Origin of the sequence: Helicobacter pylori SA221C (assembly GCF_000476855.1) — a bacterium.
GTDB classification, from domain to species: domain Bacteria; phylum Campylobacterota; class Campylobacteria; order Campylobacterales; family Helicobacteraceae; genus Helicobacter; species Helicobacter pylori_DK.
Map to the genome: position 1 here is coordinate 63,432 of NZ_CBPT010000006.1, position 15,042 is coordinate 78,473.

Annotated in this window: 20 protein-coding genes; 7 read left to right on the forward strand and 13 right to left on the reverse strand. The window is 39.2% G+C overall.

Translation table 11 applies throughout. From position 1 onward, the window contains the following. Positions 1–10 precede the first annotated feature (10 nt). The 6 genes from QU01_RS04425 to QU01_RS04450 all read left to right on the forward strand — a co-directional run bounded on the left by QU01_RS04425 (position 11) and on the right by QU01_RS04450 (position 4,010). Complete coding sequence (locus QU01_RS04425; protein ID WP_000895155.1) at positions 11–325, forward strand: thioredoxin family protein; 315 nt, start codon at positions 11–13, stop codon at positions 323–325. A gap of 423 nt (positions 326–748) precedes the next feature. Next, a complete protein-coding gene (gene lpoB / locus QU01_RS04430; RefSeq protein WP_000925186.1) occupies positions 749–1,381 on the forward strand; it encodes a penicillin-binding protein activator LpoB in 633 nt (210 codons plus the stop codon). 23 nt (positions 1,382–1,404) lie between these two features. Continuing rightward, entirely contained in the window at positions 1,405–1,932 is a 528-nt protein-coding gene (locus QU01_RS04435) for an LPP20 family lipoprotein (protein WP_000795968.1), read from the forward strand. A gap of 7 nt (positions 1,933–1,939) precedes the next feature. Further along, on the forward strand, positions 1,940–2,281 hold the full coding sequence (locus QU01_RS04440; protein WP_033762420.1) for a hypothetical protein: 342 nt from the start codon (positions 1,940–1,942) through the stop codon (positions 2,279–2,281). A 9-nt stretch (positions 2,282–2,290) separates the two neighbouring features. Continuing rightward, positions 2,291–3,202, forward strand: coding sequence for an LPP20 family lipoprotein (locus QU01_RS04445; protein WP_033756747.1), 912 nt, complete (start codon positions 2,291–2,293; stop codon positions 3,200–3,202). Between the two features lie 613 nt (positions 3,203–3,815). After that, positions 3,816–4,010: a hypothetical protein gene (locus QU01_RS04450; protein ID WP_033762418.1), complete on the forward strand. Its 195-nt coding sequence runs from the start codon at positions 3,816–3,818 to the stop codon at positions 4,008–4,010. A gap of 17 nt (positions 4,011–4,027) precedes the next feature. Here QU01_RS04450 and QU01_RS04455 read toward each other — a convergent pair whose 3' ends face one another. The 13 genes from QU01_RS04455 to QU01_RS04515 form a co-directional block, all read right to left on the reverse strand. Then, entirely contained in the window at positions 4,028–6,268 is a 2,241-nt protein-coding gene (locus QU01_RS04455) for an outer membrane beta-barrel protein (protein ID WP_033762417.1), read from the reverse strand. Positions 6,269–6,484: 216 nt separating this feature from the next. After that, positions 6,485–7,837: a tRNA uridine-5-carboxymethylaminomethyl(34) synthesis GTPase MnmE gene (gene mnmE / locus QU01_RS04460; RefSeq protein ID WP_033762416.1), complete on the reverse strand. Its 1,353-nt coding sequence runs from the start codon at positions 7,835–7,837 to the stop codon at positions 6,485–6,487. After that, positions 7,830–8,636 carry a Jag N-terminal domain-containing protein gene (locus tag QU01_RS04465; RefSeq protein ID WP_033762415.1) on the reverse strand — a complete coding sequence of 269 codons (807 nt, stop codon included), beginning with the start codon at positions 8,634–8,636 and terminating at the stop codon, positions 7,830–7,832. The genes mnmE and QU01_RS04465 overlap by 8 nt, the downstream gene beginning before the upstream one ends. Continuing rightward, positions 8,636–10,282, reverse strand: coding sequence for a membrane protein insertase YidC (gene yidC, locus QU01_RS04470; RefSeq protein ID WP_033762414.1), 1,647 nt, complete (start codon positions 10,280–10,282; stop codon positions 8,636–8,638). Before yidC ends, QU01_RS04465 begins: the two co-directional genes overlap by 1 nt. Before the next feature lie 5 nt (positions 10,283–10,287). Further along, entirely contained in the window at positions 10,288–10,641 is a 354-nt protein-coding gene (gene yidD / locus QU01_RS04475; protein WP_033762412.1) for a membrane protein insertion efficiency factor YidD, read from the reverse strand. Next, complete coding sequence (gene rnpA, locus QU01_RS04480) at positions 10,628–11,113, reverse strand: ribonuclease P protein component (RefSeq protein WP_033762410.1); 486 nt, start codon at positions 11,111–11,113, stop codon at positions 10,628–10,630. Before rnpA ends, yidD begins: the two co-directional genes overlap by 14 nt. Then, positions 11,073–11,207 carry a 50S ribosomal protein L34 gene (gene rpmH / locus QU01_RS04485; RefSeq protein WP_001847286.1) on the reverse strand — a complete coding sequence of 45 codons (135 nt, stop codon included), beginning with the start codon at positions 11,205–11,207 and terminating at the stop codon, positions 11,073–11,075. The genes rnpA and rpmH overlap by 41 nt, the downstream gene beginning before the upstream one ends. Before the next feature lie 71 nt (positions 11,208–11,278). Continuing rightward, entirely contained in the window at positions 11,279–11,680 is a 402-nt protein-coding gene (locus tag QU01_RS04490; protein ID WP_000755082.1) for an ExbD/TolR family protein, read from the reverse strand. Between the two features lie 10 nt (positions 11,681–11,690). Next, complete coding sequence (gene exbB, locus QU01_RS04495; protein ID WP_000661837.1) at positions 11,691–12,143, reverse strand: TonB-system energizer ExbB; 453 nt, start codon at positions 12,141–12,143, stop codon at positions 11,691–11,693. A gap of 2 nt (positions 12,144–12,145) precedes the next feature. Next, on the reverse strand, positions 12,146–12,604 hold the full coding sequence (gene smpB / locus QU01_RS04500) for an SsrA-binding protein (protein ID WP_000766473.1): 459 nt from the start codon (positions 12,602–12,604) through the stop codon (positions 12,146–12,148). Further along, a complete protein-coding gene (locus tag QU01_RS04505; protein WP_033762409.1) occupies positions 12,582–13,409 on the reverse strand; it encodes a 4-(cytidine 5'-diphospho)-2-C-methyl-D-erythritol kinase in 828 nt (275 codons plus the stop codon). The genes smpB and QU01_RS04505 overlap by 23 nt, the downstream gene beginning before the upstream one ends. After that, on the reverse strand, positions 13,406–13,636 hold the full coding sequence (locus tag QU01_RS04510) for a carbon storage regulator (protein ID WP_000906447.1): 231 nt from the start codon (positions 13,634–13,636) through the stop codon (positions 13,406–13,408). The genes QU01_RS04505 and QU01_RS04510 overlap by 4 nt, the downstream gene beginning before the upstream one ends. 17 nt (positions 13,637–13,653) lie before the next feature. Further along, a complete protein-coding gene (locus QU01_RS04515; protein WP_033762407.1) occupies positions 13,654–14,142 on the reverse strand; it encodes a peptidylprolyl isomerase in 489 nt (162 codons plus the stop codon). Positions 14,143–14,265: 123 nt separating this feature from the next. Here QU01_RS04515 and QU01_RS04520 point away from each other — a divergent pair. Beyond that, positions 14,266–15,042 (forward strand): hypothetical protein (locus tag QU01_RS04520; protein ID WP_033762505.1); only part of this gene is annotated, 777 nt, incomplete at its 3' end.

Here is a 15,042-nt window from a genome sequence, read left to right on the forward strand (position 1 = left end):
AAGGATTATCATGTTAGAAGTGATTAACGGGAAGAATTACGCAGAAAAAACCGCTCATCAAGCGGTAGTGGTTAATGTGGGGGCGAGCTGGTGCCCGGATTGCAGGAAGATTGAGCCGATCATGGAAAATTTAGCCAAAACTTACAAAGGCAAGGTGGAATTTTTTAAGGTTTCTTTTGATGAGAGCCAGGATCTCAAAGAGAGCTTAGGCATCCGCAAGATCCCTACTTTGATTTTTTACAAAAACGCCAAAGAAGTGGGTGAAAGGCTTGTAGAACCTAGCTCTCAAAAACCGATTGAAGACGCTCTAAAAGCGTTATTGTAAGGGGTATCATAAAGGGCGTTATTAAAGAGCCTTATTGTAAAAATAAGAGCTTAAAAATCTTTTAACTCTTTTTTTATTTAGTCTTTTTTTCTATAGTCCCTTTTTTTTAGCCCCCTTTTTGATAGGGGGCTAACTTCAAATAGCTTTTATGTTATTTCTTTATCTCAAAAAATCGTTTTTATCGTTTTTAAATCAGCATGCATGTTTGTTAAAAAAGTTTCTTTAATTAAGCTAAAAATGAGCGAATTTGTGGTATTAACGCTTGCAGTGTGAAATTTGTAGGGCTAAAACTTGTAAAATGTGAAAAAAAAGACGCATAATAAAATGCTAAAATCCGCAAAAACACTGTGTGTTTAGATTAGAAGTTTAGAATTAGGAACGGAAGTATCTGTTTTAAATTTTGAATAGGGAGTTTCTATCATTATGTTATTGAAAACAAAATTAAAAATTATAAGCTCGGTGATTTTGAGTGCTTTATTGTGGGTGGGTTGCTCAAGCGAAATGGCAACTTATCAAAATGTGAATGATGCCACTAAAAATACGACTGCAAGCATTAATAGCACGGATTTATTGCTAACCGCTAACGCGATGTTAGATTCCATGTTTAGCGACCCTAATTTTGAGCAACTCAAGGGCAAGCATTTGATTGAAGTTTCAGATGTGATTAACGACACCACGCAACCCAATTTGGACATGAATCTTCTCACGACTGAAATCGCGCGGCAGTTGCGGTTGCGATCTAACGGGAGGTTCAATATCACAAGGGCGAGCGGGGGAAGTGGCATTGCAGCGGATAGCAGAATGGTGAAACAGCGCGAAAAAGAACGAGAGAGCGAAGAGTATAATCAAGACACCACTGTAGAAAAAGGCACTTTAAAAGCCGCTGATTTATCTTTAAGTGGTAAAGTATCCAGTATCGCAGCCTCTATCAGTAGTTCTAGGCAGCGCTTGGACTATGACTTCACCCTAAGCCTTACCAACAGGAAAACGGGTGAAGAGGTATGGAGCGATGTTAAGCCTATTGTGAAAAATGCTAGCAATAAGCGTATGTTTTAAATTTATATTTGAAAGGATGAGCGATGAAAAATCAAGTTAAAAAAATTTTAGGGATGAGTGTGATAGCAGCGATGGTGATCGTAGGTTGCAGCCATGCCCCAAAATCAGGTATCAGTAAAAGCAATAAGGCTTACAAAGAAGCGACTAAAGGTGCTCCTGATTGGGTTGTAGGGGATTTGGAAAAAGTGGCGAAGTATGAAAAATATTCAGGGGTCTTTTTAGGAAGGGCTGAAGATTTGATCACTAATAATGATGTGGATTATTCTACGAATCAGGCTACAGCGAAAGCTAGGGCTAATTTAGCGGCGAATTTAAAATCCACTTTACAAAAAGATTTGGAAAATGAAAAAACTAGAACGGTAGACGCTTCTGGTAAAAGGTCTATAAGCGGCACTGATACTGAAAAAATTTCTCAATTAGTGGATAAAGAGTTGATCGCTTCTAAAATGCTTGCCCGCTATGTCGGTAAAGATAGGGTTTTTGTTTTAGTGGGCTTGGATAAGCAAATTGTGGATAAAGTGCGCGAAGAGTTAGGCATGGTTAAAAAGTAGGGTTTTAATGAAACGCCTTGCTATCGCGCTTGTTTTGGTGTTGGGGGTGGCGTGGGGGAAGTCCTTGCCTAAATGGGCAAAAGATTGCTCAAAAGAAGTGCAGGTTGAAAAGACCCAAACCAAAGACGAAAAAATTTTAGTGTGTGGGGTGAGCGATATATTGCTTTCAGATATGGATTATAGCTTGTCCTCAGCCAGACAAAACGCCTTAGAGAAAGTGATGGAAGCTTTCAAGGGGGATAAAATAGAGATTAAGGCTAGTGAGCTAAAGGCCACTTTTATTGATACGGATAAAGTTTATGTGCTTCTAAGAATCACTAAGAAGCATGTCGCTTTAATGAACGAGTAAGGATTAATAATGAAAAAGATTATTCTTGCATGCCTTATGGCTTTTGTGGGTGCCAATTTGAGCGCAGAGCCTAAGTGGTATAGCAAGGCCTATAACAAAACAAACACCCAAAAAGGCTATCTTTATGGGAGTGGTTCAGCCACTTCTAAAGAGGCTTCTAAACAAAAAGCGTTAGCGGATTTAGTGGCGTCTATTAGCGTGGTGGTTAATTCCCAAATCCATATCCAAAAAAGTCGTGTGGATAATAAGTTGAAATCCAGTGATTCGCAAACGATTAACTTAAAGACCGATGACTTGGAATTGAATAATGTAGAAATTGTCAATCAAGAAGCGCAAAAAGGGATCTACTACACCAGAGTAAGGATTAATCAAAACTTGTTTTTGCAGGGTTTAAGGGATAAGTATAACGCTCTTTATGGGCAGTTTTCCACCTTAATGCCTAAGGTTTGCAAAGGGGTTTTTTTACAGCAATCTAAAAGCATGGGGGATTTATTGGCTAAAGCGATGCCTATAGAAAGGATTTTAAAAGCGTATTCTGTCCCGGTGAGTTCGTTAGAAAATTATGAAAAAATCTATTATCAAAACGCTTTCAAACCTAAAGTGCAAATCACTTTTGATAACAACAGCGATACAGAGATTAAAAACGCTCTCATAAGCGCTTATGCCAGAGTGCTAACCCCTAGCGATGAAGAAAAACTCTATCAAATCAAAAATGAAGTTTTCACAGACAGCGCTAATGGCACCACACGTATTAGAGTGGTTGTTAGCGCGAGCGATTGTCAAGGCACGCCCGTATTGAATAGAAGCCTTGAAGTGGATGAAAAGAATAAGAATTTTGCTATCACGCGCTTGCAATCTTTGCTTTATAAAGAACTGAAAGATTATGCCAATAAAGAAGGGCAGGGCAATACGGGGTTATAAGCAGGATATCAATCTTGCTTGCACTTTTTTATTCATTCAGTTTTGTAAGCGTCATTATTTTGTTTGACGTGGCGTTTTACACCTATTAAAATAACCCTCTAAAAGTTTGTGGCTTTTGTTCTCGCCAAATAAACTAAAACATCATTCAACACTCTTTATCCCACAAGCTCATCTAAAACCACACCTGCTAAAAACTAAAATTAACAAAAACCAAAATCTTTTTAAAACCACCCAAGCAGAAATCCCAAACATCTTTGTAGTATAATACCCCCATACATTTGTATCTAGCGTAGGAAGTGCACAAAGTTACGCCTTTATAGATATGATGTGTGAGACCTGTAGGGAATGCGTTGGAGATCAAACTCTGTAAAATCCCTATGATTAGGGGCACAGAGTGAGAACCAAACTTTCCCCCAACATCAGCCTAGGAAGCCCAATCGCTTTAGCGTTTGGGTGCTTCACGAGTCTATACAAGCGAGATTGTTTGAAAAAACCAAATGACTTTGGGCTTTCAAATCCCCAAGCTAGGGTCTATCTTTTTGCCCCACAAACTAACAAACTTTTTTAAAAGCTAACGCAATTTTAAACCAAACAAACGCTTAAAAAGGGGCGTTTGAATGCGAAAGGAGAACAAAAACATGAGACAAACAATGAGACAGAAAAAAGCTTCAGTAAGCTTAAAGAAATCACGCAAGCGATGCGAGAACAAAAAGAGCGATCTATAACGCTAACGCCCACGCGCAAAACAGAACTAAAAACACCTACAAGAGAGCCTAAAAAGAGCGTTTTAGAGCCAATAGAGAGTTAAAGCCAATTTTTTAACCCCTAGAAAATCCACCCGTAATTGAAAAACACTTTAAAATGACTGCCCCCTTCATTAAGGGTGATAGAATTGGTATAAGCGCCATCGCTAGAAACGACCCTGGATTTTAACTGGACCAAAGGAACGCTAATGCCTACAGAATATTTAGAATGCTTGTAGCGGTAATTCAACCCACCGGTCACATTTAAATTACCGCTCCCTTTGTATTGGTTCAACAAATAATAGCTATTGTATAAGCCCCTTAAGCCCCCAAACACCCCAAGAGATGAAGTGAAAACTTTTTTAGTGAGGTTGTTTTTAGGGTTCTTTTCGTTGGTGTAATTGGTGATAAAATCAAACAACACATCCATTCCCACACCATAGCTTAATTGTTGGATTTTTTCGTTATTGGCTTGAGCGTAGTTGTATTTGATAATGCCATAAGAAGACAACCCTAAGTAATCATTAAAATATTTTTGATAGCCCATTTTAAGATTAACGCCTAATAGGGGGGCTCCAAAGGGCCGTGAGGTTTTTGAAGTGCGATAGGTAGTGGCGCTAGATTTAGTAGATGAAAGGCTTTGACTGATCGCACTAAGCATAGTGGTCGCAAAATCTTGCGTGTTCAAACTAGCGTTTAAATAGTTGGTTTGGCTGCTCAAATTAGTGTAATCCACCGGTAGGGCGTTTTGATCGATGAGTTGCTGCCAAACCGCGCTGGTAACGCCTATAAGCCCAGCGGGGACTTGAGAGCAATCAGTATAGATGGAATTGGGGTAACTGCTAGGGAAAGCGGGCTGACCTTGGCCGCCAAAACGAGAACACACATCATAGGTAGAGCCATCGGTGTCTCGCACTTCATGCCCGTTGTCAAACACTTGCACTTCTTGTCCATTCACTTGCTCTATCTTCCCGCCCTGACAGCGCTCTTCTGGCCCACTTCCTTCTTGACACATGCGCACTCTTTGATAAGTCATGTTCCCGTTATGCGTATAGCCTAAAGTATGCCCGTATTCATGGATAATGTCTCTTAATTGCATGATAGCGACTTTATTCAATTCTTTGCCAAAGAGTATTTCAGGATCTAAGAAAGGAGACAATATCCCTAAAGCGCCAAAATTGGTGCCATCATCGCCTGGGCCATTGGGGCCGCCATATTGAGACCCTAGCCCTAAATCCCCTCCTCTTGGGGGCAAGAGATTCACATAAAGATTATTCGTAACTCTATAGCTATAGATGACATCTTGCGGCGTTAATATCACTGAGCCTGTTTGCCCGTTTTCTATATTGTATTCATCTCCAGCATTTTTAGCGATCAATTTAGGATCAACAAGCCCGTTGTTGTAAGGATTCACGCATGTAGAATAATCAGAATAACATGGCTTTGACAGGTTGTTGTCGCTAAACTGAAAGGGAGCGTTTTTAACGGCATCTTCCCAAGATTTAGAATCAAACACCGCCATCATGTTCAGCATTAAATTGGTCAAATTTTTAGCGTCTTGAGAGGTGAAAGCCGGCACTTTAGCCGTACAATTTTCTTGATTTTCGTATGGAGGGCATGGGGGTTTAGAACCAGTGTCGTTACCGCTAGAAAATTGGTTGTAATTGATATAAGTCATTTGAAGATTGGTTGTAACCCTACTGAGCTTATCAAACAGATTCTGCGTGCTGGCATCAGAAAATTTTGTGGTGGCGGTTTGGAGTTGTTGGAAGTCATCAGCGTTAAGTTGCGGATCGTTAAACAAGCTTGCCGGCAGAATGATTTGAGATTGTTTAGGGATAGTCTCTATCACGCCCAAACTGACCACATTGCCTTGATTGTCTGTATAGCTCAGCTCAATATTGTTTAAATTATAAGGCAAGAAGTTTTGTATCATAATCAAGCTGCTATCACCATAGCCTGCTTCTTCAGCGCTTTCTTGGTTATAAGCGGTTACATACACAGGGGTTAAAGAATAAAAGGTCAAGTTGGTGATATTGTCCTCTGCAAACAACTCAGTCGCATTCTTTAAAACGGTGCTTTGGGAGATGTAGTATTTCCCATAGGTGCTTTGAGGGGTAATGGGTTTGGGTTTTGGCTTGGGTTTAGGTTTTTCTTGAGTGGTGGCTATGGTTTGTTCTTGGGTTTGTGTGCCTTGTAATAGCCCGGTTTCAAACCCAGCTTCTACAAAAAAGCCGTCTTTTTGGTGTTTTTGAAAGGCTTCTACAGCGGTGAATGATCCGATTAGGGACAAACAAATCGTTTGGCTAGCGAGTTTTAACATGAAATCTCCTTAATGGTCTTTTTTAACATTTTTACTCAAAAGTAGTTTATAGTATGTATATACTTTAAACTAGCTTATTTTACCCTTTTTTCTTTTTTTTTTTTAGAAAAATGGCAGTATTGTTTTTTGTAAAAATGGATATTAAACGGCGCTAATGGGTAAAAAAGTCTTAAAAAGCAGCGCTAAAAGGGGTTTTAACCCATTCTTTAAGCGGTTTCATTTGCCCAAGCAAAATTCGCTGAACATGCTATCAAGCATCTGGCTGGTTTCATAAGGGCGGGTGAGCAAGTTTAAGTTTTCTATCGCGCTTAAAATGTGATAAGAAAAAAGCTCTAAAGTTTCTAAATGGTTTTTAGCGTTTTGCAATTCAAAAATGGCGTTTTCTAGGGCGGTTTTTTGGGCTAGGGAAGTGAGCAAGAGCTTGTTTTGAGTGTCTAGTTTGGGGAAAAACTCACTGATTTTTTGGCTCAAATCTTTCAAACAAGCCTTGGAATTTAGGGTGTTGGTTTCTAGGATAGAATAAGGGATTTTAAGATAAGATTTTAAAACTTCAAGCTCCAGTTTGGGTGCTAAATCGTTTTTATTCAAAACAACAATGCAAGGCTTTTTAGCGCGATTAAGGGCATCAATGATAGTAAAATCTTCTTTTTCTAGGGGTTTAGAAAGATCAAACACGCCTAAAATAAGGTCGCAATTTTCTAAACTTTTAAGGCTTTTTTCAATCCCTAAGCGCTCTATTTTATCCGCACTCTCTCTAATGCCAGCCGTATCAATCAAGCGCACCTTATGCCCTTGTAGTTCAATGACTTCTTCTATGGTGTCTCTTGTTGTGCCTTTAATATCGCTCACTAAAGCCCTTTCTTCTAAAAGCATGGCGTTTAATAAAGAACTTTTGCCAGCATTGGGTTTGCCAACAATGCTTAAGGCATGCCCCTTATTCCTTTGTTTTTGCGTATTAGAAAAATCCAATAAGTCTTTAAAAGAGGCGATTTGTTTTTCTAAATTAAGAGACACTCCATCTAAAAAATCGCTAGGAATGTCTTCTTCGCTATAGTCAATCAAAACTTCTGAGCTCGCCAAAAGTTTTAAAAGATCGTTCCTGGCTTCTTCAATAAAAATTTTTAACTCGCCCTTAAGCTGCCTGGCTAGAGCGTTTAAAACGCTTTCATCTTCACAAAGGATGAGCTGAACGCTCGCTTCAATCTCGCTCAAATCCATTTTATGGTTTAAAAAGGCTTTTTTGCTAAATTCCCCCGCTTTAGCGAGCCTAGATCCTAAATTCAAGCAGGCTTGAAGGATATTTTGCGCTAAAAGGGGGTTTCCATGGCATTGGATTTCGCACACATCTTCACCGGTGAAACTATAGGGGGCTTTGAAATAAATGACTAACGCTTTGTCTAATAAAACACCATCAGAAAAAATATCGCGCACATAAGCGTATCTGGGGGTGAAATCTTGTTTTTGGGTGAGTTGTTTGAGGATGTTTAGAGCGTTATGGCCACTGATTTTAATAATGCTAATCGCTCCCTTGCCTAAAGGGGTAGCGATAGCGGCGATGGTGTCATTCATTGTTGAAGTCGTTGATGACGATGTATTTTTCATCGTTTAAGTTGGTTTTGATAGAAACATACTTATTAGGGAACGCTTTTCGTAATTTCTTTAAAGCGATATAGGTTAAAACGCCATCAGGGGCTTTCATCTGCCCCTTACCCACTTCATGCACGGTCATGATCACGCTTTGGAGTTGCGCTTCCATAACCTTTTCTTGGTTTTGTAAAAAAGTGGAAATTTCTAAGCGGATGCTATAGCCATAAGCAGGGTGGATCCAGTTAAAGAGCAAGTAAGAAAGGGCTTTGTAACGATAGCCTTTCTCGCCAATTAAAAGAGCAGAATCTTCGCCATCAATATCAATCAATAACACCCCCGGTTCATAAAGACTCACCTCCACTTTATTGATTTTATAGGGCAAATGGGAGAATAAGTCTTTCAATTCTTGCTTAATTTCATGGAGTTTGTCTCCATTATGAGATTCTTCTTTAAGGTTTTTTTTAGGGGGTTTAGGGGTGATTATTTCTTCTTGCGGTGTTTCTGTTTCTAATTTTTGTTTTTTTTCTTCTATATTGTTTTGATGGTTTTGATGATTTTCTTTCGTGTTGGTTTCTTTAACGCTCTCTTCTTTAACCTCTTTGACGCTTTCTTTAACGCTCGCTAAAATAATGGCTTCTTTTTTACCGATATTTAAAAAACCTTTAGAGGGCGTTTGAATGACTTCATATTGCAAATTAATAATGGGGCAATTCAAGGCGATAGAAGCTTGAATGAGAGCTTCTTCTAAGGTTTTGGCTTTGATTTCAATAAAATTTTGCATCAATTTTCCTTTTTATTTTGCGCATGCATGCGTTTTTTATTTTCTAAGACTTTATTGATGATGAGTTGTTGCAACACCGAAAGGATGTTGTTCGTGGTCCAATACAAGACTAACCCTGCAGGGAAAGTGATTAAAAAGATTGTGAATAATAGGGGTAGGAGTTTAAAAATCTTCGCTTGCATGGGATCGGTCATGGTGTTTGGCGTAACGCTTTGGTGCCAATACATAGACGCTCCCATAAGAAGCGGTAAAATAAAATACGGATCCATGATAGATAGATCATGAATCCATAAGATCCACTCTGAGCTTTTCAATTCCACAGCGTTATAGAGCACCCTATAAATCGCAAAAAACACTGGGATTTGTAAGATTAAGGGCAAACAACCCCCTAGCGGATTAGCCCCATGTTTTTTGTAAAGTTGCATCATGTGGGCTTGCAATTTTTGGGGTTCGCCCTTGTATTTTTCTTGGAGTTCTTTCATTTTAGGGGCTAATTCCTTGAGCTTTTGCATGCTCACCATGCCCTTATAGCTTAAGGGGTAAAGGATTAGGCGCACGATAATCGTTAAAAAAATGATAGCCCAACCCCAATTGCCCACGAATTGATACAAATAATCCAATAAAACAAACACGCCTTTTGCAAAAAATGTGATTAAGCCATACTCTATCACATCAGTGAGCATGGGTGAAATCGCTTTCAAAGAGCGGTAATCTTTAGGGCCAATATAGCCATGCAAATTCGCTTCATTTTTAAGGGAAATGAAGCCTAAGGGGTTTTTAGTGCCGATTTCTGAATCAATTAAGGCTTCAAAACCTTGAGAATCTTTAGTGAAAAGCAAGGTGGTGAAATACCTATCCACGCTGGATAAAAAGAGGGTGTTAGAAAAGCGTTTGATCTCTTTAGCGTCTTTATCTTCAATTTTTTCAATTTTTTTGTCGTTATTTTCTAAAAGCACGCCTGAAAAGGTGTAGCTGTCCAAATCAGCCACCGGCCTGTAACCATTGGTGATCACATAACTAGGGATAAGGTTATTGGGCGATTTGAAAGCGATTTTTAAATCATAATGCAAATCATCATAGAAAGTCAGGGTTTTAATGATACTAAGAGCGCCTAAATCTTGGGTTAAAACGAGCTGTTCGTTAGGCCCAAGGGTGGTTTTTGAAGCGCTATAAGGGGTGTTGAACGCTTTATTATTGAGCGTGGGGTCTAAAAAACGCACTTCTAAAGGCTTGAGTTTATCGGCCGCTAAAAGGGGGAGCTCTTTTAGGGGGGGTTGCGCGTTTTCTTTGGAGCTAAAAAGATGGTCCACATGCTCTAAAAAGCCCTTTTGTTTAGGGGTTAGATACTTTTTATCCTTGAGATAAACCTGTTTGATGCGCCCTAAAGAATCAATTTCAATCCTGGCATGCTCAAAAGAAATCGTGCTTAACAAACTCTCTTGTGGGGTTGTTTGAGTGGTGCCAAAATTTTGGGCGTTGGGCGCGTTAGGACTTGTTGCTGTGTGGTTGTTGGTTGTTTCTTGCTTTGTGGTTTGGGTTGTTGTTTTGTTTGGTTTTTGGAAAAAATAGCTGTAAATAGCGATAAACAAGAAAGACAGAGCGATCGCTAAAATCAAGCGGAGATTATTATTGTTGTTTTTATCCATTGTGATTAAACCTTAATGATGTAGTAAGTTGTGCGGCTTTTGGTGGGAACGAGCCAAAAAGTGATGGTTTTAAAATTGCGATTAGAATCTTTATGAGATTGGATCAGGCTTGGGCGTTTCAAGCGAGTAGTAGGGTAAGCAATGCCCCCAGAGCAAAAAGGGTTGCATGAGAGTATCCTTATAGCGATTTTACCCATAGCGCTCAAAGGGCTTTCAAAACAGAGCAACCACAGAGCGTAGTTGGAGCAAGTGGGGTAAAACCGACAGCTTGAAGGGGTGAAAGCCGAAAAAAAGCGTTGGTAACCCCTAATTGATGCCGTAAAAATCGCGCTCAAAAAAGGCGTTTTATTGTTTCGCATAGGTATGAGTCATTCCTTTTTTCAAGCCTTTCAAGGCTTTGTTCATATAGTTTTTAATGGAAGTTAGCGTTTCTAAAAAATGTTTTTCTAAAGCCCAAAAATCTAAATGGTAACAATCGCTTCTAGGCACAAACACCAAAGCAAGCCCTTGACAAAGCGCAGCATGCTTTAATGTAAGCGAACGCAAACGGCGTTTGATAAGGTTTCGTTTCACGGCGTTGCCGACTTTTTTGGACACGCTCAAGCCTAATAAATAAAGCGTTTTTTTGTCTTTAAGCCTACAAGAGAGCGGATCTTTAAAACCCTCTTTTCCTTTTGGCGACTCCTTTGACAAATCCAAAACAAAGAGCGAAAAAAAAGGGTTATGTTTTTTGAAACCCTTTTGATAAACCCTATCAAACTCACTCTTGTTTTTTAAAGAGTCATAGGGTTTAGACGGAAAGCTTTTTTCTGCCCTTAGCTCGTCTGGCATTAATCACCTTGCGCCCGTTTTTGGTTTTCATTCTCACAAGAAAGCCATGGGTTCGCTTTCTTGGTGTGTTGTGTGGCTGGTAAGTGCGTTTCATTTAAAACTCCCTTGATAAAAATTAAACATAAACACAGATTTTAGCTAAAGAATGCTAAAAATTGACTAAAACTAATTTTTTTGATTCTTTTTATCTTCAACAAGAATGTAAAGTTGCTTCAGATTGTTCGTTTGCAATAAATCCACGACTTTGATAAAGTTATCCAAATTGCTTTTCTTGTCGCCTTGCAAGACAATAGGGGTGTCTTTAGCTAAAGTGGAAACCTTGTGTTTTAAATTTTCAAAGCTGATTTCTTTATCGTCAAAATAGAAAGAGCCTTTATTAGAAATGGCGATCGTAACTTGTTTTTTGTCCAACACGTCTTTAGAATCAGTGCTGTCCTTATCCACTTGAGGAATGCTAATAGGGAGCTTTGAAGTTTGCACAAAAGACGCCGTTGTAAGCACGATCACTAACAACACAAGCATGATGTCAATGAAAGGCACCACATTCATGGATTCTACTTTTTTCACCGCTCAATCCTTAGGCTTTGTTATAAATCTCATGGGATTGCGTGTCAACCGGGTGGTGGAAAATATCCCATTTGGTAACCAAAATCTCGCTTTTTCTCACGAGCAAGTTATAAATCACAATCGCAGGGATCGCCACCAATAACCCCATGCCAGTCGCTTTTAAAGCAAGGGCTAAATTAGTCATGATCGCTTTAGTGTCAATGCCAGAAGCGGATCCTAAATCCATAAAAGTGAGCATGATCCCCATAACCGTTCCTAAAAGACCGATATAAGGAGCGTTTGAGCCAATCGTGGCCACTAAAGTCAGTCGTTTGTGTAGGGCTAGCTCTAATTTACGCCTGTCTGTGTAGTCATCTACACGAAGAGTGGCAAAAAACCACAACCTTTCTATTGCGATCGCTATAACGATGACTGATAAAAAGATCAAAAACCCTATAATCCCATAATCTACCATTTCTTTCATTATTATCCTTTAAAGTGGTGTTTTAAATCAGCAAGAATTTCTTTATTAAGCGCTTTTTCTTTGAGACTTTGTCTTTTGTCGTGCAATCTTTTTCCTTTCACTAAAGCAATTTGGATTTTAGCTCTATTTTTTTGGTTAAAATACAATTTCAATCCTACGATACTCAAGCGTTCTTTAGACGCTTCAATCTGCCATTTCAATAATTGCTTTTTGTGTAAAAGCAACTTACGCTCTCGCCTTTCATTGGGCTTGTAATACGCATGGATTGTATCTAAATAGGATATATGAACACCAAATAAAAAAGCTTCTCCTTTGATTATTTTAACAAAATTATCTTTTAAATTCACCCTAGTTTGCCTCAAAGCCTTCACTTCAGAGCCTAAAAGGGCTAATCCTGCTTCTAAAGTTTCCAAAATTTCATAGTCAAAATAGGCTTTTTTATTGCTGGCAATGAGTTTCATTCGCCCCCTTTTTGTGCACAGGCTTTAGCCTAAAGAACGCGCTCCCGCTCCCGCTAAAAAACCACTCTTTGCCTAATTCGCTTTCTATACCTCTTAAGGCTTGGTTAGTGAGTAAAGCCGGCTTTAAAAGATCGTTTAATCCGTTTCTATCATAAGTTTTTAGGCATTCTAAACTCGGTTTTTTAAGCCATTCTTTAGCTTGAGGAAAGCAAGTTTTGGGCTTATAAGCTTGATAAACGGCTTTGGTGCTGCAAAAAACATGATTTGGTGCATAGATTTCTAGGCGATTTTCTAAAGGCTCTTCTTCAAAATTTTCAATGACTTCGCCATAAGAAGTGGCGTTAGCGCTTTTGTATTGCGAGATGAAAAAATTGGTGTCTGCACCCACTAAAGATCCCATGCTATAAAGCTCTTTTAAACTCAAACGCCAGTCAAAAATCTGATTTAAATGATACAATAGCCCCCCAGCATCAGCGCTCCCACCGCCTAGTCCGGCTTGAGTGGGGATGTTTTTTTCCACTTCAATCGCTAGGGTATCTAGGGATTTGATGACAGAATGAGAGAAATTTTTTGATTTTAAAAAATTTTTTAAAACTTGGAGGGCTTTAAAGAGCGAGTTTTCTTCTAAAGGGCAGTCAAAATCCCCTTTTAATGAGAAAGATAAGGCGTTTTTAACGCTGATAATGTCTTTTAGCTTATTTTTGACTAAACACATGCGAGAAATAATCTTATGGTAAGCCCCTTCTTTGTGAAGGATTTTTAAAAAAACATTGACTTTAGGATAAACCTCAAAAACATGCGTCAAGGCTTAATGACCTTTTTGATGTTTTCTAACAAGCTTTCATCTACGCACACAGAAGCTTTTTGGTTTTCGCTCACAATGGCCTCTTTGAGTTCAGCGCGCAAAATAAGGGTGCTTTCAGGCGCTTCAAACCCTAAACGCACACTCCCTCTATCTATGGAAATGACTTTAATGTGGATGTTATCATCAATGACAATCCCTTCATTAACTTTGCGGCTGAGTATGAGCATGTCTAATCTCTTGTTCCTTATAGAGAAGGGCTAAACACAACGCTTTCTATAATATCGCCTTGTTTGATTTTATCCAAGACATTAAGACCTTCTGCACTAGTGATCTTGCCAAACACGGTGTGTTCGCCATCTAAATGGGGCAAATCCACAAAACACAAGAAAAATTGACTCCCCCCTGTGTCTCTCCCGGCATGCGCCATAGAGATAGAGCCTCTTTTGTGCTTGTTGGGGTTATGGGCCACTTCGCATTTAATGCGGTGTCCTGGCCCGCCTGTGCCTGTGCCATAAGGGCAGCCTCCTTGAGCCACAAAGCCGGCGATCACACGATGGAAGTTAAGCCCATTATAAAAACCCTCTTTAGCCAGAGCTACAAAGTTACTCACCGCTTGGGGCGCGTCTTTGTAAAAAAGCTCTAGAGCGATATGGCCTTTATTGGTTTTGATCGTGGCGTAAGCGGTTTTTGCAAGCTCTTCTTCTTTAATATCATAAGTTTTAATTGGATCCATCATAAACCTTTGCGATAAGCTTTTGTCATTCAAATGCTCTATTATAGCAATAAATTAAAACAATTGGTATTTTAGCCGATAGTGTTGTAGGATACTTTTGAAATTTAAGCGGTAAGTTGGATAATGGCGTTTTGGCATAAAAGATTGGCGGTTGGTTGTTGTATCGTTTTATTGTCATGCGTAATGAACGCTAATAACATTCAAATCGTTAGAGACGATCCGCCCCTTGATCCGACACTCCCTGCATGGGTTTATTCTGTTGCGTTATTGAAAGTGTATTTTAGCGATGGGACTTATAAAGAAGGCTATGCGACTTTGCTCAAAAACGGGCGTTATATCGCTTCTTCTGAAACGCTTTATTCTAACGGCTTATACCCTAAAACGATTTTAGCCAAAATGCAAGACAGCAGCACTAAAGAGCTGATTTGTATAGCCAGCTTGCGCCTTGAAGCGATGGATAGGAATCAAGGGCTTTCGCTTTTAAAAACCGCCGATTTTAGAGACGATTATTGCCATAAAAGAGAAGAGAGCTATTATCATGCAAGGATTTACACAAAATACGCTCAAACTTTTCATTCAAATCCTTATACCGATCAAAAAACACCCAATTCTGATCTCTACTACCCAGCGTTGAATGAGGGGAATTCTTTTTCTATACAGATAACGGATATTTCTGTGGCTGAACTTTTGAAATCTAAAAAGTTTCTTTCGCTTGATAGTTCTTTTAAAAAGGGGAGCGTGTTGTGGGGAGGGAGGCCCTATTTTAGCGAAGTGGGGGAGTTTATGGGAATGGCTAGCAGCACTTTAGAAAACCACGAAAGTTTAGTGATTATCCCTAAAGAAAAGATCGTGCAATTTTTAAACGCTCTAAAAAATCAAAACATTTTTCAAAACATTCCC

Bases quoted from the DNA above. Each gene is read 5' to 3' on its own strand.
- QU01_RS04425 (WP_000895155.1), top strand. From the start codon at position 11: ATGTTAGAAGTGATTAACGGGAAGAATTACGCAGAAAAAACCGCTCAT.
- lpoB (WP_000925186.1), top strand. From the start codon at position 749: ATGTTATTGAAAACAAAATTAAAAATTATAAGCTCGGTGATTTTGAGT.
- QU01_RS04435 (WP_000795968.1), top strand. From the start codon at position 1,405: ATGAAAAATCAAGTTAAAAAAATTTTAGGGATGAGTGTGATAGCAGCG.
- QU01_RS04440 (WP_033762420.1), top strand. From the start codon at position 1,940: ATGAAACGCCTTGCTATCGCGCTTGTTTTGGTGTTGGGGGTGGCGTGG.
- QU01_RS04445 (WP_033756747.1), top strand. From the start codon at position 2,291: ATGAAAAAGATTATTCTTGCATGCCTTATGGCTTTTGTGGGTGCCAAT.
- QU01_RS04455 (WP_033762417.1), bottom strand. From the start codon at position 6,268: ATGTTAAAACTCGCTAGCCAAACGATTTGTTTGTCCCTAATCGGATCA.
- mnmE (WP_033762416.1), bottom strand. From the start codon at position 7,837: ATGAATGACACCATCGCCGCTATCGCTACCCCTTTAGGCAAGGGAGCG.
- QU01_RS04465 (WP_033762415.1), bottom strand. From the start codon at position 8,636: ATGCAAAATTTTATTGAAATCAAAGCCAAAACCTTAGAAGAAGCTCTC.
- yidC (WP_033762414.1), bottom strand. From the start codon at position 10,282: ATGGATAAAAACAACAATAATAATCTCCGCTTGATTTTAGCGATCGCT.
- yidD (WP_033762412.1), bottom strand. From the start codon at position 10,641: ATGCGAAACAATAAAACGCCTTTTTTGAGCGCGATTTTTACGGCATCA.
- rnpA (WP_033762410.1), bottom strand. From the start codon at position 11,113: ATGCCAGACGAGCTAAGGGCAGAAAAAAGCTTTCCGTCTAAACCCTAT.
- rpmH (WP_001847286.1), bottom strand. From the start codon at position 11,207: ATGAAACGCACTTACCAGCCACACAACACACCAAGAAAGCGAACCCAT.
- exbB (WP_000661837.1), bottom strand. From the start codon at position 12,143: ATGAAAGAAATGGTAGATTATGGGATTATAGGGTTTTTGATCTTTTTA.
- smpB (WP_000766473.1), bottom strand. From the start codon at position 12,604: ATGAAACTCATTGCCAGCAATAAAAAAGCCTATTTTGACTATGAAATT.
- QU01_RS04510 (WP_000906447.1), bottom strand. From the start codon at position 13,636: ATGCTCATACTCAGCCGCAAAGTTAATGAAGGGATTGTCATTGATGAT.
- QU01_RS04515 (WP_033762407.1), bottom strand. From the start codon at position 14,142: ATGGATCCAATTAAAACTTATGATATTAAAGAAGAAGAGCTTGCAAAA.